The sequence below is a fragment of the Rhizorhabdus argentea genome, from assembly GCF_037861105.1.
GTDB classification, from domain to species: Bacteria; Pseudomonadota; Alphaproteobacteria; order Sphingomonadales; family Sphingomonadaceae; genus Rhizorhabdus; species Rhizorhabdus argentea.
The window spans coordinates 20,352-38,857 of record NZ_JBANFK010000003.1; the positions used below are offsets into that span (position 1 = coordinate 20,352).

General features: G+C 63.3%; 20 protein-coding genes and 1 pseudogene. 12 read left to right on the forward strand and 9 right to left on the reverse strand.

What is annotated here, in order from left to right; translation table 11 throughout:
* The first annotated feature begins 155 nt into the window (after positions 1 to 155).
* The 8 genes from AAC645_RS03000 (at position 156) to AAC645_RS03035 (ending at position 6,106) form a co-directional block, all read left to right on the forward strand.
* Complete coding sequence (locus AAC645_RS03000; protein WP_340313724.1) at positions 156 to 476, forward strand: AtpZ/AtpI family protein; 321 nt, start codon at positions 156 to 158, stop codon at positions 474 to 476.
* Between the two features lie 39 nt (positions 477 to 515).
* Positions 516 to 1,301, forward strand: a complete 786-nt coding sequence (locus AAC645_RS03005; RefSeq protein ID WP_340313725.1) for a F0F1 ATP synthase subunit A — start codon at positions 516 to 518, stop codon at positions 1,299 to 1,301.
* Between the two features lie 48 nt (positions 1,302 to 1,349).
* The gene (locus AAC645_RS03010; protein ID WP_012050658.1) at positions 1,350 to 1,577 is read left to right on the forward strand and encodes a F0F1 ATP synthase subunit C; all 228 of its coding nucleotides are present in this window, start codon (positions 1,350 to 1,352) and stop codon (positions 1,575 to 1,577) included.
* 59 nt (positions 1,578 to 1,636) lie between these two features.
* Positions 1,637 to 2,128, forward strand: a complete 492-nt coding sequence (locus AAC645_RS03015; RefSeq protein WP_340313729.1) for a F0F1 ATP synthase subunit B family protein — start codon at positions 1,637 to 1,639, stop codon at positions 2,126 to 2,128.
* A gap of 12 nt (positions 2,129 to 2,140) precedes the next feature.
* Positions 2,141 to 2,761 (forward strand): F0F1 ATP synthase subunit B family protein, encoded by a 621-nt coding sequence (locus AAC645_RS03020; RefSeq protein ID WP_340314146.1) that lies wholly within the window; start codon positions 2,141 to 2,143, stop codon positions 2,759 to 2,761.
* Between the two features lie 95 nt (positions 2,762 to 2,856).
* Complete coding sequence (locus AAC645_RS03025; RefSeq protein WP_340313731.1) at positions 2,857 to 3,120, forward strand: hypothetical protein; 264 nt, start codon at positions 2,857 to 2,859, stop codon at positions 3,118 to 3,120.
* An 80-nt stretch (positions 3,121 to 3,200) separates the two neighbouring features.
* Positions 3,201 to 5,123 (forward strand): excinuclease ABC subunit UvrC, encoded by a 1,923-nt coding sequence (gene uvrC / locus AAC645_RS03030; RefSeq protein ID WP_340313733.1) that lies wholly within the window; start codon positions 3,201 to 3,203, stop codon positions 5,121 to 5,123.
* The gene (locus AAC645_RS03035) at positions 5,120 to 6,106 is read left to right on the forward strand and encodes a polysaccharide deacetylase family protein (RefSeq protein ID WP_340313735.1); all 987 of its coding nucleotides are present in this window, start codon (positions 5,120 to 5,122) and stop codon (positions 6,104 to 6,106) included. The genes uvrC and AAC645_RS03035 overlap by 4 nt, the downstream gene beginning before the upstream one ends.
* Before the next feature lie 117 nt (positions 6,107 to 6,223).
* On the opposite strand, the gene AAC645_RS03040 is transcribed toward AAC645_RS03035, so the two are convergent.
* The 3 genes from AAC645_RS03040 to AAC645_RS03050 are packed head-to-tail and all read right to left on the reverse strand — an operon-like array spanning position 6,224 to position 8,759.
* Positions 6,224 to 6,814: a hypothetical protein gene (locus tag AAC645_RS03040; protein ID WP_340313737.1), complete on the reverse strand. Its 591-nt coding sequence runs from the start codon at positions 6,812 to 6,814 to the stop codon at positions 6,224 to 6,226.
* A gap of 9 nt (positions 6,815 to 6,823) precedes the next feature.
* Entirely contained in the window at positions 6,824 to 7,999 is a 1,176-nt protein-coding gene (locus AAC645_RS03045) for a M48 family metallopeptidase (RefSeq protein ID WP_340313739.1), read from the reverse strand.
* Between the two features lies 1 nt (position 8,000).
* Positions 8,001 to 8,759, reverse strand: coding sequence for a hypothetical protein (locus AAC645_RS03050; RefSeq protein WP_340313740.1), 759 nt, complete (start codon positions 8,757 to 8,759; stop codon positions 8,001 to 8,003).
* A gap of 192 nt (positions 8,760 to 8,951) precedes the next feature.
* Here AAC645_RS03050 and recO point away from each other — a divergent pair, with 192 nt between their 5' ends.
* Together recO and leuB are read left to right on the forward strand one after the other, a co-directional pair.
* Positions 8,952 to 9,683 carry a DNA repair protein RecO gene (recO, locus tag AAC645_RS03055; RefSeq protein WP_340313741.1) on the forward strand — a complete coding sequence of 244 codons (732 nt, stop codon included), beginning with the start codon at positions 8,952 to 8,954 and terminating at the stop codon, positions 9,681 to 9,683.
* A 69-nt stretch (positions 9,684 to 9,752) separates the two neighbouring features.
* Positions 9,753 to 10,796, forward strand: coding sequence for a 3-isopropylmalate dehydrogenase (gene leuB / locus AAC645_RS03060; RefSeq protein WP_340313742.1), 1,044 nt, complete (start codon positions 9,753 to 9,755; stop codon positions 10,794 to 10,796).
* A gap of 379 nt (positions 10,797 to 11,175) precedes the next feature.
* Here the strand turns inward: leuB and AAC645_RS03065 are convergent, their stop codons facing one another.
* The 4 genes from AAC645_RS03065 to AAC645_RS03080 form a co-directional block, all read right to left on the reverse strand.
* Positions 11,176 to 11,469, reverse strand: a complete 294-nt coding sequence (locus AAC645_RS03065; protein ID WP_340313743.1) for a hypothetical protein — start codon at positions 11,467 to 11,469, stop codon at positions 11,176 to 11,178.
* Positions 11,470 to 11,774: 305 nt separating this feature from the next.
* Positions 11,775 to 13,091, reverse strand: a complete 1,317-nt coding sequence (locus AAC645_RS03070) for an MFS transporter (protein ID WP_340313745.1) — start codon at positions 13,089 to 13,091, stop codon at positions 11,775 to 11,777.
* Positions 13,092 to 13,263: 172 nt separating this feature from the next.
* Complete coding sequence (locus AAC645_RS03075; protein WP_340313747.1) at positions 13,264 to 14,091, reverse strand: alpha/beta fold hydrolase; 828 nt, start codon at positions 14,089 to 14,091, stop codon at positions 13,264 to 13,266.
* A 404-nt stretch (positions 14,092 to 14,495) separates the two neighbouring features.
* Positions 14,496 to 14,708 (reverse strand): aldo/keto reductase, encoded by a 213-nt coding sequence (locus AAC645_RS03080; RefSeq protein ID WP_340313748.1) that lies wholly within the window; start codon positions 14,706 to 14,708, stop codon positions 14,496 to 14,498.
* 373 nt (positions 14,709 to 15,081) lie between these two features.
* On the opposite strand from AAC645_RS03080, the gene AAC645_RS03085 reads away from it, so the two are divergent.
* On the forward strand, positions 15,082 to 15,474 hold the full coding sequence (locus AAC645_RS03085; RefSeq protein ID WP_340313749.1) for an addiction module antidote protein: 393 nt from the start codon (positions 15,082 to 15,084) through the stop codon (positions 15,472 to 15,474).
* A gap of 10 nt (positions 15,475 to 15,484) precedes the next feature.
* Here the strand turns inward: AAC645_RS03085 and AAC645_RS03090 are convergent, their stop codons facing one another.
* The gene (locus AAC645_RS03090) at positions 15,485 to 16,222 is read right to left on the reverse strand and encodes a LytR/AlgR family response regulator transcription factor (protein WP_340313752.1); all 738 of its coding nucleotides are present in this window, start codon (positions 16,220 to 16,222) and stop codon (positions 15,485 to 15,487) included.
* Positions 16,212 to 16,937, reverse strand: a pseudogene (locus AAC645_RS03095) (sensor histidine kinase); the annotation flags it as partial. The pseudogene AAC645_RS03095 and the gene AAC645_RS03090, both read right to left, overlap by 11 nt.
* Before the next feature lie 1,221 nt (positions 16,938 to 18,158).
* Between AAC645_RS03095 and AAC645_RS03100 the strand changes: the two are divergent.
* On the forward strand, positions 18,159 to 18,410 hold the full coding sequence (locus AAC645_RS03100) for a hypothetical protein (RefSeq protein ID WP_340313754.1): 252 nt from the start codon (positions 18,159 to 18,161) through the stop codon (positions 18,408 to 18,410).
* Positions 18,411 to 18,506 lie beyond the last annotated feature (96 nt).

Sequence of the window (18,506 nt, forward strand, 5' to 3'; positions counted from 1 at the left end):
TGACGGATGGGGAAGGTTCGGGCGTTCACCCGATTGCGCCGCGGCATCGGTAAGCGCGGTTGACTCGGGAAGACCCCCTTCCTAAAGGGGCCTCGCCTTGGCGGGATGGCTCGTCGGCATGGCGTTGGCTTCCCGATAAGAGGAGAGGCGGCGACATGACGGTGAAAGATCCCGGGCAAGACCCGGACAGCGTGGAGGATCAAAGGCTTACGTCGCTCGATGAGCGGCTGCGGACGATCCAGCAGGCTGAACAGGTCAGGACGGGGACAGCGCAGAAAAAGCCTGACAAGGGATATTCCCAGGGCAATCGCGTGCTGACCGAACTGATCGCGGGAATTGCCGGTGGCGGTTTAATGGGCTGGCTGTTCGACAGCTGGCTCGGAACCAAGCCCTGGCTCCTCTTGGTGATGCTCTTCCTCGGGATCGGCGTCGCCTTCAGGAACATCATACGGATTTCTCAGGAGCGCCCGAAATAGCTTTCGGACGCTTTTGGCATAAGCAGGGGTAACGCAAGCGTGGCAGCCGAATCGGGCAAGATCGATCCGATGCACCAGTTCCTGATCGAACCGTTGTTCGGGAAGGATTGGGCAATTGCGGGCCATAACATAGCTTTCACCAATTCCGCGATGTGGATGGTGGTGACTTTGGCGGCGATGCTGCTGTTCATGATTGGCGGCATGAAGCGCGAGCTCGTGCCTGGCCGCTGGCAGGCCGCGGTTGAAAGCTTCACCGGCTTCATCTCGAACATGATGGCGACGAACATCGGCCCGGAGGGCAAGAAGTTCACGCCTTATGTGTTCTCGCTTTTCATGTTCATCCTGATCTCCAATCTGATGGGCATGATGCCGACGGGTATCGTTGGCGTGCATCCCTTCACCGTCACCAGCCATCTCACGGTGACCGGCATTCTGGCGATCATCAGCTTCTCCATCGTCCTGATCGTCGGCTTTGCGCGGCACGGCTTCCACTTCTTCTCGCTGTTCATTCCGCATGGCACGCCGGGCTACATGATCCCGCTGATCTTCCTGATCGAGCTGTTCTCCTTCCTGATCCGCCCGTTCTCGCTGGGCCTGCGACTGTTCGTCGCGATGACCGCGGGGCATATCCTGATGAAGGTGCTTGCCGGCTTCGTGATCAATGGCATGAACGCCGGTGCGCTGACCGTCGCGATCGTATCGGTTCCCAGCTTCATCCTGATGATCGGCATCACCCTGCTCGAACTGCTGGTGTGCGCCATCCAGGCCTATGTGTTCGCACTGCTGACCTCGCTCTACCTGAACGACGCGGTCAACCTGCACTGATTTCCACCTACCACCACCATCAACCTGTTTAATGCTAAGGAGTTTATCATGGACGCAGAAGCCGCAAAGCTGATCGGTGCCGGTCTGGCCGCGATCGGTGTTGGCATGGCCGCACTCGGCGTGGGCAACGTGTTCGGCTCGTTCCTCGAGTCCGCGCTGCGCAATCCCGCCGCTGCCGACGGCCAGCAGGGCCGTCTGTTCATCGGCTTCGCCGCCGCCGAGCTTCTCGGCCTGCTGGCGTTCGTCGTTGCAATGATCCTGCTGTTCGTCGCCTAACAGTTGCAGGGCGGGGCCGGTGCGCCGGCCCCCGCTTGCAACGACCACAGGGAATATCGATGCCTCAGATCGCCCAGATCACCGCGACCTATGCTTCGCAGATCTTCTGGCTGTTGGTTGTCTTCGGCCTGATCTACTTCGTGATCGGGCAGGGGATGCTGCCCAAGATCGAAGCGACCGTCGACGCGCGCGACCAGAAGATTGCCGCCGATCTCGCCGCCGCCGAAGCCGCTCGCGCCAAGGCTGACGAGACCGAAGCCGCGTATCGGGCACGGATCGAGGAAGCGCGCGCCGCCGCGCTGAAGGCTACGCAGGAAGCCAAGACCGCTTCCACGGTCGAGGCCGAAAAGCGCGTCAAGGCAGTGGATGCCGAACTCGCTGCGAAAGCCGCTACGGCAGACGCGTCGCTCAAGGCTGCGCAGTCCAGGGCGCTAGCCGAGATCGAAAGCGTCGCCGCTGAGGCTGCGCAGGAAATCGTCGCCAAGGTGTCTGGCCTGGCCGTCGACAAGGCTGCCGCCGAGAGCGCGGTCAAGGCCGCTCTGGCGGCGTAACGGAGACCCATGATGTCTGTAAACGGCTCCGAACTCGCCGCCGACAACCTATCCGAAGCCACCCAGCTTCAGGGGCTGCCGCAGAACGCCAGCGCCGAGCACGCCGCTGCGGGCACTGAAGAGCATCATGTCGACCCCACCGCACTGGGTATGACCGCCACCGCCTGGGTGTCGCTGGCGATGATCGTCGTCATCGTCCTGCTGATGTGGAAGAAGGTGCCATCGGTCATCGGCTCGTCGCTCGACAAGAAGATTGCCTCGATCCGGGCCAATCTCGCTGAAGCCGCTGCGCTCCGTGCCGACGCCGAGAAGATCAAGGCGGAATATGAGGCCAAGGCCAAGGCCGCCGCGCAGGAGGCCGAGGCTATGCTGGCGCACGCCCGCGACGAAGCCGATACGATCGTAAGCCAGGCCAGGGCCGATGCGGCATCGTTGATCGAGCGCCGCGGCAAGATGGCCGAGGACAAGATCGCTGCTGCCGAACGGACTGCCATCGCCCAGGTTCGCGCCACCGCGGCATCGGTTGCCGCTGCCGCTGCGTCAAAGCTGATCGCGGAGCGTCACGACGCGAGTTCGGACAAGCCTCTGGTGGACGACGCGATCACCGCGCTCGGGACCGCTCGGCTTAGCTGATCCAGCTCTCCTGGCATGGCCGCGATCGGGGATGCTCGATCGCCGCCGGCGCCAGGGTTTACCATTTCCTCACCATGTTGCCGTAAGCGCCGGTCATGGTTGCGATCGGCTGGATCTGGGCATGGCTGATGTTGCTGGGCGGCGTGCGCGCACACCTGGCTCATGCGCTGCCATCTGGTGTGATTGCGGCCATGATCCTGTCGGGGACAGCCGCGCTGCCGCTGTTATGGAACCGCAAGGACGGCCTGTTCGCTGCCATCGCGCCCTCCGGCTTCGTCCGCGCTGGGCTTGCGGTGCTGGTGCTGGTCATCGCGGCTATAGCCCATCCGGATGCTATGGCGGGTCTGGCTGCCGCCTGATCCAGTCGATAACGGGCAGATCCGTCGTGCCGAACGATCCTGCCGTTGCGGCGGTCGGTCACGCGACCTAGATCAGTAGGGTGAGCGACACGATCCCCACCGACAGATTCAGCGAAGAGAAGAGCGCGTATACCGTGCGCGGCTCCGACACGCCCGACCTGGATGCTGGAATCGCAGCGATCCGCAATGTCCTCAAGACCTTGCCGGCGCGTCCCGGCGTCTACCGCATGCAGGATGCCCGCGGCGACGTGCTGTATGTCGGCAAGGCACGAGCGCTCAAGAACCGGGTGGCCAATTACGTCCAGATCGGCCGCATGCCCAAGCGGCTGAGCCGCATGGTCGCCCAGACCCGTTCGATGACGATCGTCACGACCAACAGCGAGGCCGAGGCGCTGCTGCTCGAGGCGCAACTGATCAAGCGGTATCGCCCGCCCTATAATGTCCTGCTGCGCGACGACAAAAGCTTCCCGTTCATCCTGCTGCGCGAGGATCACGCCTTTCCGCGCATCCAGAAGCATCGCGGCGCGCGGCGCGCCAAGGGGCAGTATTTCGGGCCCTTCGCCAGCGCAGGATCGGTCACCCGCACGCTGAACGCGCTGCAGAAGCTCTTCCTGCTGCGTTCCTGCACGGACAGCTTCTTCGCGAACCGCGATCGGCCCTGTCTGCTGTACCAGATCAAACGCTGCTCGGCGCCGTGCGTCGGCCGGATCGACGCAGCGGCCTATGCCGAACTGGTGGAGGACTCCAAGGCCTTCCTCTCCGGCAAGTCGACACAGGTCCAGAAGAAGCTGGGCGAGGCGATGAGCGCTGCCGCCGAGGCGATGGATTACGAGCTGGCCGCGGTCTACCGCGATCGTCTTCGCGCGCTGACCTACATCCAGGGGAGCCAGGCCATCAACGCCGAGGGCGTTGCCGATGGCGATGTATTCGCGTTCGACACCAAGGCGAACACCGTCTGCATCCAGGCCTTCTTCATCCGCGGCGGCCAGAACTGGGGCCATCGTGCCTTCTTCCCCGCGCACACCGCCGACGTGCCGGAGGATGAGGTGCTCGCGAGCTTTCTGATGCAGTTTTACGAGGAGGTGCCTCCGCCCCGGCTGGTCCTGGTGGACCGCGAGCCGGCCGAATGTGCACTGCTTGCCCAGGCGCTCGGCGAACGCGCCGGCCGCAAGGTGCAGATCAAGGTGCCTCAGCGCGGCGAACAGCGGCGGCTGATGGACCAGGCCCGCCGCAACGCACATGAGGCGCTTGATCGCCGCCTCGCCGAATCGACCACCCAGGGCCGCATTTTCCAGGAAATGGCCGACCTGTTCGAACTGGAAGGCCCGCCGGACCGTATTGAAGTCTACGACAATAGCCATATCATGGGCACCAATGCGGTCGGGGCGATGATCGTCGCCGGGCCCGAAGGTTTCCGGAAGGGCAGCTATCGCAAGTTCAATATCAAACGTCCGGAGACTGCGCCGGGAGACGATTTCGCCATGATGCGCGAGGTGCTCGAACGGCGCTTTGCCCGGCTGGAGAAGGAAGATCCCGAGCGTCGCAGCGACGAGTGGCCTGATCTGCTGCTGATCGATGGCGGCAAGGGCCAGCTTGGCGCCGTCTGCGAAGTGCTCGAAGATCTCGGCGTGCACGATGTGCCTGTCGTCGGCATCTCGAAAGGTCCGGACCGCAACGCCGGCCGCGAACATTTTCACCTGCCCGGCGGGCGTGAGGCGATGCTTCCGCTCAACTCGCCGCTGCTGTTCCATCTCCAGCGGCTGCGCGACGAGGCGCACCGTTTTGCGATCGGCGTCCACCGGGCCAAGCGCGCGGCCAATTTCACCAGGAGCCCGCTTGATCGCGTTCCCGGCATCGGCCCCGCACGGAAGAAGGCGCTGCTGATGCACTTCGGAACGGCGCGCGCGGTGCGTGCCGCTTCGCTCGAGGACCTCGAACGCGCGCCCGGCGTTTCCAAGGCGATGGCGCGCGCGATCCACGATCATTTCCATGCGGCCGGATGATGGCGAGCGGCGCGCCTTCTTTCGGATCTCGTCTTCAATCTGCTGCCCTGACCCGCGTTCTGCTGACGATCGACACGGAGCTCACCTGGCGGCCGGGGCCGGGCTGGGACCGTTGGGAGACCGCCTATGAGCGCTGCTACGAGGCTGCGGGAGTCGGCGTCCGATACCAGCTTCGCGTGTTGGCGCGCCACGCTCTCAAGGCGTGCTTCTTCGTCGATCCGATGCCGGCCTGCGTGTTCGGCATCGATCCGATCCGGCGCATGGTCGAGCCGATTCTGGAGGCGGGGCAGGAGGTACAGCTCCATCTCCACCCGTTGTGGGTCGGCGCGAGCGATGGCCAGACCGGCAGCGAACGTCAGCTGGCGCGTTATGGGCGGCAGGCGCAGCGCGACCTGATCGCCCGTGCCCGCGATATGCTGATCGAGGCCGGTGTTCCCGAGCCGGTCGCGTTTCGCGCCGGCAATTACTCGGCCAATGACGATACGCTGCGTGCGCTGGCGGAGTTGGGCTTCCGCTTCGACAGCAGCCATAATGGACACCAGCATCCCTGGCCCAGCGCGATCGATCTGCCGCGCGATCACATCACTCCGATCGTCCACCAGGGCGTGATCGAGATACCGGTCACCCTGATTGCCGAGGGCCGCGGATCGCGCCATCTTCAGATCTGCGCAGTGTCGCTGGGCGAACTGAGGGCGGCGATCGAGCATGCCGGTCTGGTGGGCCTGCCGATCGTCAACATCGTCACCCATAGCTTCGAACTGGCCAATCGCGCCGGGACGGCGCCGAACAAGGTGCACGTCAAGCGCTTCGAGGATCTGTGCGCTTTCCTCTCCAGCGAGCGCCGCAGCTATCCCACGGTGTACTTCAGCGATCTGGACGACATGCCCCTCGATACGCCGTCCGTGATGCTGCCCAAGGCCCGCTTTCGCCGCGTCGGACGGCTCATCGAGCAGATCTGGTCCAACCAGGTCGAGGAGCGGTAGAGCCAAGGCGATGGCCCGCTGCTCCGTAATTCGACCGAACCGATGCCATGAGCGGCTTTTGTTTGTTTTCTTCCTATCCTCGTTGATCGCGCTGGGCCGGATGGCCGATTGTTGTCGTTAAAGAGCGAGCGTTGCCGCGAGCGTGCGATATTTTTCGATATCCTTGTCGAAGAAATGAAGCGCCGGGGCCTCGTAGGTTACGAGATAGAGCTTCCCCTCCACCAGCGCACCGATGGCCTCGCCATTTCTGCGCACCTCGTCCGGTCCGACAAGGCTATAGGTGAAGCGTATCGCCTTGTGTCCGGCCAGCGTCGCAGGTTCCTGGCTGTCTATGCTCATCTGGTTGACGGCCTGCTGGCTGCGGTAGGTAGACTCCAGCAGGGCCGGGATGTCGGTCATCAGCATCGTCCGCGAGACCTTCGGCAGCGGCTGATGCTTCTTGTCCACTTCGCGCAGCAGCGGCTTGCCGCTCGCGATGCCGCCAAAAAAGGTGACCTTGTTCAAGGCGTCGCCGTCGAGCGTCCAGAGCTCGACATTCTTGCCGTCGTTGCGGCTGAGATGGTTCCACTCCCGGTCGGGCGATGCCGATAGCCGTGAATCGGCGATGCCTGTCGTCCGGCCCGGCGAGATCAGGGAATTGGCAGGGGACGGCGCCGCCGCTGCCATCACCAGGATCGAAAAGGCGATCGGGAAATTGCCGTATTTCATCGCTGTTCCTCAATCGGTCAGGAGTGTCTGGATCATCTTGGCATCGCTGGCGTCGGGCTTGAGCGCCAGATAGCTGCTCAACGCCCGGCGGCCTTCCTCGATCTGCCCGCCGCGCAACAGCGTCAGGCCCAGATCCCGGTCGAGTTCCGGTGCTGCATATCCCGCCGCCTTCGCCTCACGATACCAGATCGTCGCCATCTGCAGGTCGCGGGGGTTGCCCCTTGCGCGGTAAAGCTCTGCGTGCGCGAACAGCAGGTCGCCTGTCCATCCATCCTGGGCGGCGATCGAGGACAGAATGAATTCCGATCCGCCGAAATCATTGGTCTTGATCTGGGCGTTGAGCAGCCGGGGCAGGTAAGGCGCGATCGCTTCGCGATACTCCATGACGCGCGCTTCGGTACCGCCGGGCGTCGCTGCCGCCGCGGCTCCCAGATATTGCGCGCGCTTCAGATCGCTCGGATGATCGTCGAGAAAACCGGCGCTATATTGATGCTTCGGCTTCTGGCCACGCCCGATCGCGGTGGCATCCTGTTCGGCCATCAGATGCTGCCAGACCTCCGCTGCGGCCTTCGAGGGATATCCCGACGCAACCATATATTTGAAGCCCAGCAGGTCGGCTTCGGTTTCCTGCTCACGGCTGAAGCGATAAAAGGATCCGACGATCGAATTGATCGCGCCATTGAAGTTGGTGTTGGTCATCGCGCCGATCACGCTGAGCCAGGCCGTCGCGTCGGTGGCGCCGCGCTGCGCCTTGAAGCCCTTCAGCTGGTGCCGCAACTCGAAGTGGCTGAACTCATGTCCCAGCACCGCTGCCATCTCGGCTTCGTTGCGGACGCGCAGCAGCAGGCCAGACCAGACCTCCATGCAGCCATTGGGCATCATGCTGGCGTTGAATGCCGGAATTTCCATCACATAGACCCGCACCCCCTGGCAGCGGTCCGCGCCCACCTCGCGGCACAAAACGTCGCGGACGTATTTCTCCAGTCCGCCCTCGCGGATGCGCAGGGGGCTGTCGCGCAGCATGCGCTCCCGCTCGTCGGCCTCCATCCACATGCCGCGCTCGTCGACGGTGGTCGGCTCATAGGCTGGCGTATAGGTGGGCAGCGCCAGGCCAGGATCCGCGGCGGCCGCCGGCTGCGCCAGCATCATCGCCATGGTCGCGAGAGGGAGGGCTATCCGCCGCACGTCAGTGCGCCGCTATCGCTGTCTGCGCCGGCCGGCCCGGGAAACCTTCCAGCAGTTGGGCTACCCGCTTGGCGGCGCCCTCCGCGGTTCGCACGTCGCCGCCCATCTCGCGATCGGCGTTGAGCCACACAAGTTCGCCGGTGCGAAGGTCGACCAGCCCCGCATGGCCGGCATGTACGCCCGCGGTCATGCCGATTCCCCCCATCATTGCGACGACCTGGAGCACCTTGCGGCCGGTGGAGCCATATTCGTCATGGGTGTTTATGAAGAGCGCGTAATCGGCGCCCTCCAGTGAATGGAGCTTTCCGATCTCTGGCCCGATGCTCCACTCGAAGCTGTCCTTGCGCTTCTTCGTGGGCAGTCGGTTGCCGACGAAGAACTGATATTCGATCACCGAATCGGCAACTGCGCCAAAAAGCTTCGCATAGTTGGCCATCACCGCGCCTTCGCCGCTGGCCCCTTCGTCATATTCGACCACGACGTTGCCCAGCCCGGCCTGTGCGGTGCGCAGTGCAGCTGCGATGTTCTCGCGCGCCTGTTGCGTCCAATCGGCATTCGGTTCGTTCAGGCCGCCAGTCGATTGCGCGCCAACGCGAATGTTTGGCCGCACGAGAATTATTCGCGCCGTCCCAGACTTCAGGACGAAGCCCGCTTTGCTGCCGGTCTTTTCCTGCGCTTGAACAGGTGTCGCGACGGAAAGAACGGCGGCAAGAAGAATAGCGGCGTGGGATGCCGCGCGAAAGATCGCATGATGGTTCATATTTTCCCCCCGGAGCAAAAAATAATACGCACAAATTACCCGTTGGAAAGACCAGGCGGAGTCGAAGTCTGACTATTATGACGGGTTATCTGCTCCATTTCGGACGAGAGTTGCGGCGGCCTGCCTGCCCGGTTTCGACCCGCTCGCGCAGCCCCTTGCAGCCGTCGCCTATCCGCGCTTGAAGGTTCTGCGATGCAGGTAAATACCCCCGCCATAATCTGCTCGATGCGCGCGCATGGCGAACATGGTGCGATCGTCCGCGCCCTCACGCCGGAACATGGGCTGCTGGCCGGCTATGTGCGCGGCGGCCGGTCGCGGCGGCTGCGCCCGGTGCTGGTGCCGGGCAACCTGGTCGAGGCGGAATTCCGCGCCCGCACGGCGGAGCAGCTTCCCGGCCTGACGGTCGAACTGTCGCATAGCCGCGCCGCCTTGCTCGCCGAGCCGCTCGCCGCGGCCGCGATCGACTGGCTATGCACCCTGACCGCCGTCTCGCTCGCCGAAGGGCAGCCGCATGGCGGCGTGTACGAAAGCCTCGATGCCACGCTCGCGGCGGTGGAATATGCTCCCTCGGCACGCGGCTGGGCTGCGGCCGCGGTGCGCTATGAGCTGCTGCTGATGGCGCAACTCGGCTATGCGCTCGATCTCTCGGCCTGCACCGTCACCGGCGCCCGCGACGATCTCGCCTTCGTCAGCCCCAAGAGCGCCGCCGCCGTATCGCGCAACGCAGGCGCGCCCTATGCGGATCGGCTGCTGCCGCTGCCGGCCTTTCTGACGCAGGCCGGTGTCGAGGCGGGATGGCCGGATATTATCGACGGCCTGCGCCTCACCGGCCATTTTCTGGCGCGTGACATATTGGTGGAGCGCCGCGCCGATGCGCTCGACGCGCGCGAACGGCTGATCGATCGCCTGCGCAGGCTCCGCTGACGTCAAACGCCATTGCACCGCCGGCTGCATCAGGGCAGGGGGCGGCGACATATCAAAAGAGGTTGGAACATGCTCATTGCCTTGTTGCCCGGAGACGGCATCGGTCCCGAGGTCATCACCGAAGCGGTGCGGGTGCTCGAAGTGGTGTGCGGCGATACGCTGGAATATGAGATCGGCCTGGTCGGCGGCGCCGCCTACAAGGCGGGCGGCCATCCGCTGCCGGCGGAAACGCTCGATCTTGCACGGCGCGCCGACGCGATCCTGTTCGGCGCCGTCGGCGATCCCGACTGCGACGGTCTAGAGCGCCAACTGCGGCCGGAGCAGGCGATCCTCGGCCTGCGCAAGGAGCTGACGCTGTTCGCCAATCTCCGCCCCGCCACCCTGTTCAAGGAACTCGCCGACGCCTCGGCGCTGCGCCCCGAAGTCGCCAGCGCGATCGACATGGTGATCGTCCGCGAACTCAATGGCGACGTCTATTTCGGCGAAAAGGGCATGCGCAAGACGGCGACCGGCCGCCGCCAGGGCTATGACGTGATGTCCTATGACGAGGACGAGGTGCGCCGCATCGCGCGCGTCGGCTTCGAAACGGCGCGCGCGCGGCGCGGCAAGCTCTGCTCGGTCGACAAGGCCAATGTGCTCGAAACCTCGCAGCTCTGGCGCGACGTGGTGATCGAGACCGCCGCCGAATATCCCGATATCGAGCTGAGCCACATGTATGTCGACAACGCCGCGATGCAGCTGGTCCGCAACCCCGGACAGTTCGACGTTATCGTCACCGGCAACCTGTTCGGCGACATCCTGTCGGACCAGGCGTCGATGTGCGCCGGATCGATCGGCATGCTGCCCTCGGCCTCGCTCGATGCCAACCAGAAGGGCCTCTACGAACCGATCCACGGCTCGGCTCCGGACATAGCAGGCCTTGCCAAGGCCAATCCGCTCGCGACGATCCTCTCGTCGGCGATGATGCTGCGCTATTCGCTCAAGATGCCGGCCGAAGCCGACCGCATCGACGCAGCCGTCGCCAAGGCCCTCGCAAGCGGCGCGCGCACCAGCGACCTAGGCGGCACGCTCAGCACCTCCCAAATGGGCGACGCGGTGCTGGCCGCGCTTTGAAAAACGGGCGTCATCCCAGCGAAAGCTGGGATATCGGGCGGCAAGGACGGAATTGAGCTCGTGCGCTCTCCTCCGGAAAATCGTCATCCCGGACGTGATCCGGGATCCCGCTGCCTTTGATCCGGCGCGCAAACCGCCGGGCAAGGAAGAGAAAAGAGATGCCGGATCGAGCCCGGGATGACGAAAATTCCAAAGCGATAGCGCCCCTTCGGGGGAGCGATTGGGGTGGAGCCTGTCCGCAGCACGAGGGACGTGGCTAGAGTCCGCTTCGTTCAGGCTAAAACAACACTCCGCTCATCCAGAGTAGCCATTGAGCTTGTCGAAATGGCGTATCGAAGGATCATCCTTCAGCACATGCTCCGCCAGCCAGCCCCCAGCATCAAGGGCATTTCGTGAACTGCCCCTTCTTGGGCCCAGCGGCGAACCGGCATTTGCCGTCGCTGCCTTTGGTCACGGTCGCCGTCGTGCTGACCTTCGTCGCCGACGAGCATTTGATGAACTGCTTCTTCTCGTTGCGACAGGACGCGGTCTTGCTGGTTGCGTGTGCGCTGGTGACCTTGCCGTTGGTCGTCGTCTTGGTCGAACTCGCAACCTGGCTTGTCGCGCTCTGGGCCCAGGCCCCGGAACCTATCAGCATAAGCGCGGCCGCTACGCCGGTGATATATATTCTCATCGCATCTCTCCTGCGTCGCCCGTCGACAGCGGATGAAACGCCCGAACGGCGCTTTGGATCAACTTGGGTTAGAAGGATTTCGCTCGGTGTTCGCGGCCGAGCTGGTGAAACCTCATACAGACACGTCGCTGCGCTGATTGCTCGTGCTGGTGCCGAGCTACGTCGCGGCAGCTGCGCGCCCATCTCGTCGTTCAGCCTCTAAATCGCTGATCCGGGAAGCAGCCCTACGGTCAGGTCATCCGGTGCCGCACTTAACGCGACCAATACGCAGTTTTTTCGCCACAGAGCCGCTCTGAGACCGCCGCTCAGGCGATAGGAGCATCCGATTGACGGAAGGTAGCGGCCCGGTACGGCTTCCAGGCGAGGAAGAACAGCAGCCAGACGGCCGGTCCTACCGCACAGACGATGGCTAGCAAGGAACGGCCGATGGATCCCGGGCCACGGAAGACGGTATCGGCGAGAAACCCGACCAGAAAGACACCGAGGCCAAGACCGATGACGTTGTTCGCGAATGCCATGATTGCCATCAGCCTTCCTCGAAATGCCGGTGGCGCGATCACGGGTAAGGTGACTTGGGGAAATGCGCCAACCGAAGAGATAATGCTGAAGCCCACTGCCATAAAGATCGATGCAAAAAGAAGGGATGATTGCAACAGCGCGAGGATGAAACAGCCCAATCCTATCGGGATCAGGATTAATGGAATGAGCATCAACAGATCCCTGCGCCCGGTGCGGGCAATGCGTTCGGCGAAGATGGGAATAGTAAGTAACAGGATTGCTGTCATCAGAAGTGCAGTGGAGAAGATATAGCCTGCAACCGACGCGCTGACGCCCTGTGTACGGATGAGATGGGTCGGATACCACGCCACTGCGCCATTCGATACGGCATATAGCAGCGCGGGACCGCTCACTGCAGGGGCGTAAAATTGAAGCGACTCCCGCAACGAAGCGAATATGCCGAAGCGCTCGGAATCCTGCGGCTCCGCACTATCCGGAGCAGGCGATGCATGCGTGCGCGGTGGCTCCTGGGTCGTGAAAGCGATGATTGTTGCGAGAAGCAGGCCAGGAAGCCCCACTAGCACCAACGAGAGGCGCCAGGAGGCAACCGGCGCCAACCCCAACGCGCTGGCCAGCCAAGCCTGACTGGCGAGTTCGATGACTGCGCCGCCTATGACATACGCCAGTACGATTCCAATGGGGGCCGACGAGAGATAAACGGCACTCGGCGTTGCACGTTCGTATGGCTTGAAGAGATCGCCGATCATCGACAGCGCCACGGGCGACAACACGGCTTCGCCGACTGCAAGTCCCATGCGCAAACCGAAAAGCATCGGAAACGAAGTCGCGAAACCGGAGAGCGTGGTGCAGATGCTCCACAGGGCCACCCCGAGCACGAGATATCTCTTTCGGTTTCCCCGATCCACCAGCCACGCCACGGGCAGCGCCGCCAACGCAAAGATAAATGCAAAGGACGGCCCCATGAGCAGCCCCATTTGCATATCACTCAGGTGGAACTCAGATTTGAGCGGCTCTACCATCAAGGAGATGGTAACCCGATCGATATAGGACAAAACATACAGCGTTGCGAGCAGACCGACCATGTACCAGCGATGACGAAACATAGCTCTCCCTCGTCTTCCCGCGTTAGCGTGTATGATGTGCCGGCAGCGACCAGCGACAGCGAATTTGACCCTGACATTACCTCCGCTGCCACGTTGCTTGTCCTCAAGCCAGAGCTTTCGGACGCGACAGGATAGCTGGCCGCGCAGCGGAGGGCTTCGCAAGAAAATGTGCTCAGGCGTTGCTAGGTTTTTTTTCAACCGATCGCAGAAAGGAAGTAACAGCAGCGATACATTCGTCGAACTTCTCGAAAAATAGCTCGTGGCCGGTACCCTCGATCACCTTGATGCGAGAATCGGGAACCAGATCGTGCATTTTCTGTTGGTCGCTGAGCGGAGCGGTTCTGCTATTCGCCGGGGCGAGGATGAGAGTAGGCATTTCGAGGGTCGAAACCGCCGGCGTCAAATCTATGCTGGGGAAAAGCCGTGCGAGAGCGGCCAGATTCTCCGAGCGGTTCTTGCGCCATTCGGCTCTCAACCATTTTTCATGTGCCGGGCCCGTCGCCACGACTCCCCGCCCTTTGATGTTCATATCAAGGAACTCGTCGATCGGTGTTGTCGCGATCATCCCAGCGAGATCGCTGTATCCATAATCCTCGGAATTGCGGGTCGGATCCGACAGCGGCGACGAGAGTAATGTAAGGGACCGCACCCTTTCCGGAAATCGAACTGCGAACGCCACGCCCAGAACGCCTCCGGCGGACTCGCCGATATAATGAATCTGGTCGACTCCCAGTTCGTCGAGAAATCCAGCCATATCCTCGACCAGCTCATCGACCGACCACTCGACTCCCGGCAAGGGATCGTCGGACAGCCCGTGGCCGCGCATGTCGCGGCGCAATACGCGGTATCTCCCCGCCAATGGCGGTACCCAATGGTAGAAGAACTTCGAGCTTCTACCCCATCCGTGCTGGATGAAAACGACCTCCGGTTCGCACCATGGATCGGTGAAATTGTCATCCTCATAATAAAACGAGACACCATTTACCTTCACATACGGCATCTCATTCTCCTGGCGACAAATTCTTTATCTAGCAGCGCGGCATCAGATCGCGAGACTAGGATTGTGTTAAATATTTATTTCGCAGAACAGTCAATTACATTATCAATGAGTAATCTCAATAGTATCATTGACAGATGCTGACGTCGCCCCTGCTTTCCACCAGCACGGATTAGAGCCCCGCACCTTTGTTGCGCATGAGCGCGGGTTGGTCAATGGCTTGCGCAGCGGAGCCCGTAGGGCGTAGCGAAGCAGGCCATTGCTTATGCGGTTGTGACACCGCCGCCGTCCTGTTTGCGCATTTACGACAACTATCATCAGCAGGCCGATCGCCAAGCACGCACTTTTTGGAGCGCGGCGTGCGCGAGATTCCACATCTCAATACGGTTTTTCGTCGGGCTTGATGATCATCGAAGGTCCACCCGCGACGCCGTCGCCGTATCGCCGTTTGCAGTGTCCATGAAATTTCCGCCCGCATCGATGAAGCGGTCCATGATGTCTTGGCATTCGTCGACGGGCGAGCCCCAGCCGCGGCTTTCGCCGAAGGTCATCGTGCCGAGGCAAAGCGAGCTGACGCGCAGGCCCGAGCGGCGGAGCGTAAAATATTGATCAAGTGCCATGGTGGTTTCCTTCATTGAAATGCCGTTAAGGGCGCAGCGCGTTGACAGCGTTGGAAATCAGGCAGAGCCGACCTTGGATAGGAAGTTGCGCGAAGCGGTGGCTTTCCCCCCGTCCGCCCGACACGACAAGAACCCCAATGCCCTATATCTTCACCCACCAGCGCAGCCTTGCCCGGCAAGCAGTGTTCTTGATATGTTCTTGCGTTTTCCGCCCATTTCCGCTACCTCACGGCCTGGAAACCGGGCGTACGCGCCCACGGCGGAAGGTGGGCAGGAAATAGAAAATGAAAAAACGAGCGAACAACCCCATGCACCCGGGAAAACGTCACTTCTATGTTGACGATGTGCCCTACGGCGCGGTCGCCTGACGGCGATGGGGCTCGAGAGCTTCCCCGTCGACCTTGCCGCCTTCTTCGAGAGCGAGGAGGTGCAGCGGCAGGTGCTGAACGAGGCGCTCGCTACCGGCCATGCGGGCACGATCGCCGGCGCGCTCGGGCTGGTCGCGCGGGCGCGCGGCATGTCCGGGCTGGCGGCCGCGACGGGCATGAAGCGCCAGCAGCTCTATCGCGCGCTCGGCGCGAACGGCAATCCGACGCTCGATACGCTGGCCAGGGTGATGACGGCGCTGGGCTATCGGATGTCGGCCGAACGCGCGCGGCCGGATGCGGGCGGGGCAGCGACAGTCGTCATTCCAGCGAAAGCTGGAATCTCAATGGCTTCTTCCGTCGCACCTGGAGAAGGGAGATCCCAGCTTGCGCGGGGATGACGTGGTCGCGTTACCGCCCCATCAGCGTCCGCGCCGCCGGCAGGTAGGTGCGGCCGATCCGGATGCGCTCGTCGTCGGTCATCACCGCGTGCCACACGCCCATGCCGTCATGGCTGAGCTTCGCGATCCGGTCGCGCCGCACGATGGTCGAGCGGTGGAGGCGGATGAACTGGGCGGGATCGAGCCGCCGCTCCAGCTCGGTGATGGTCTGGTGGAGCAGGAAGCTGCGCGTGCCGACATGGAGCCGCATATAGTCGCGTTCGGCCTCGATCCGGTCGATATCCTGCGCCGCGATGCGGATCATCTCGGAGCGATGCGGCACCCAGAATTCCTGGGCATGCTCGGACGTCTCGGCTTCTTCCACCGGTGCCCGCCGCCGCTCGACCACGCGCCCGACGGCACGGCCGAGCCGGTCCTGCGCGACCGGCTTCAGCAGATAGTCGGTCGCCGCCAGGTCGAAGGCGGCGACGGCATATTGATCGAATGCGGTGCAGAAGATGATGGCGGGCTTCTTGTCTAGCGTGTCGATCGCCCTGGCGACGCCGATGCCGTCCAGGCCCGGCATGGCGATGTCCAGCAGCAGCATTTCGGGCTTGAGCGCCTCGAGCAGTCGCAAGGCGGCCTCGCCGTCCGAAGCGGTGCCGACGAGGTCGATCATCGGCTCGCGCGCACACAGGATCTGGAGCCGCTCGATCGCCAGCGGCTCATCATCGACGACCAGCGTTCTTATCGGTGAATCAGAAACCATGCCGGATCAATGGCATGAAAAGCGTCACGCCAAAACCACCATTGGCAAGCGGACCATAGCGGCAGGCGGCATCGTCGCCGAAGCGCGCCTTGAGCCGGTCGGTCACGTTCTTGAGGCCCACGCCGGCACCGCGCAGCTTCGCGTCCTCGCCCAGCGGCTCGCCGTCATCCTCGACGGTGAGCACCAGCCCATGCGAATCCTCGCGCGCGCAGATCCGGATCGTCACCGGGCGTTTTGCCCGCGACACGCCATATTTGATCGCATTCTCGACCAGTGGCTGCAGGATCAGGCAGGGCACACAGGCATTGGCCAGCGCGGGCGGCACGGTGATGTCGACGATCAGCCGCTCCGGAAAGCGCACCGCCTCGATGTCGAGATAGAGCCGCTGCAGCCGGATTTCCTCGGACAGGACGACGTCTTCGGTCGGGTCGGCGGTGAGGCTGGTCCGGAAGAAGGTCGAGAGGTTGAGGATCATCGACTCCGCGTCGTCGCGCCGGTCCTTCAGGATCAGGGTCGACAGCGAGTTGAGCGTGTTGAACAGGAAGTGCGGGTTGACCTGATAGCGCAGCGCGCGCAGTTCGGCGTCGCGGGCGGCGGCCCGGTAGCCTGCCGCCTCGCGCTCGGCCGCGCGGACCGCAGCGGCGTAGGACAGGGCGAGGAACAGCGCGCCCCACGCCGCGAAGAAGAAATAGCCGTTAAGCGCCTGGTCGCCGATCTGCCCGATGACGGACAGGTCCTTGTGTGTGTCCGGCGGCTCGCCGACCTGGATCATCACCGTGCCGGGCGTGGGCTCGCTGATCACCGGAGTCGGGATGGCGATCGGCTTCGGTGGTGCCGGAGCGGGCGTGGCCTTCGGCGCGGGTTCCGTCGGCGCAGCCGGGGCCGGGGGTGCGGGCTTGATGAGCCCGTCGGCCTTGCCTGCGCCTGGAGGGGCGGGCGGTACGGGCGGCACCGGCGGAGCGGGAATGCTCGACAGGATGCTGCCGATGTCGATGTTGACGCCCTGCCGCTTGGCTTCCTCGGCGGCCGCGCGCGCTTCCGCTATGCTTTGCTTATAGCTGTCATAGGCCTCGCGATAGGCTTCGCGCCGCTCCTGATAGGCCTCGCGCTGCGCCTGATAGGCTTCGCGTGCGGCCTCGCGCTTCGCCTCCTCGGCCTCGCGGATCGCGGCCGCCTTGTCCTCGTTCCAACCCCGTTGCGCGGCGGCCTTCTCGCGTTGCATCTCGGCGTTCTTGCGGGCGATCTCGCGCTTCGCCGCGGCGGCTTCGCGCTGCGCCTCCGCTTTGGCTTCGGCGGCGTCCCGGGCCTGTTCGGCGGCTTCGCGGATGGCGTCGCGGGCGGCGGCGATCGCGATCTGCGCCTGCCGGCGTGCCTCCGCGACGCTGCGGTCGGTGGTCTTCAGCATCGCCGCGTCGCGGGCCTTGTCGGCGGTGATCTGCTTGTCGACCTGCCGGAATGCCATCCAGTTCATCGAGCTATAGGCCACAGCCGCCGGGATCGCGAGCAGCGCGACCGCCGTGACATTGGCGGCGAGCGACTTGCCGGCCAGCGGTCGCATGGCGAGATAGACGATATAGGTGGCCACCATCGAGCCGGCGGTCACGAAGGCGCGCGCCGCCAGCATCTCGGTCTGATGACCCCAGTCGATCATCAGCGAACGGACGGTGGCGACCGCGAAATATACCAGCCAGAAGCACAGGATCGACAGCAGCGCCACGCGCGGGCTCACGGTCGAACCGCGCGGGCCTTCGGAGTTCAAAGTCATGTCCCCCTATATATATTCACGGATGTAACTATGCTGCCGCGGCCCCGTGGTGTTGGTCGAACTGGCCATGCCGTCCATCGAAAGTTCAGCTTTCTAGCACCGATTCCAGCCCGGAACAGCGGTCATCGCCGGACGTTGGTAGGCACCGAATACTGCGAAGGAACTAGGGTCATGACGACCGATACATCGACCAAAAGCGACACCACTACGCCGCATATTCGCACTGCCCATGACGCTTCGGAAAATCCCAAGCTGGCGCGAAATCCTCGCGACGAGGATGCCAAGCTCGATGTGGCGCTGGACGAGACCTTTCCCACGTCCGACCCGCCTTCCAACACCCAGCCGGGCAAGGGCAAGGATCCGGCGCCATCGTCCGGCTATGACGATGAGGCCGAGAAGGCGCGCATGAAAGGAGGCGAGTGACCTCTTGCCACCTTGCTGCGCCGGAGGGGCCGCAGCAAAGCGCAATGGGGGTAGGCATTTATCCACAGAATAATGGGCTGCTCGGAACCTTTACGA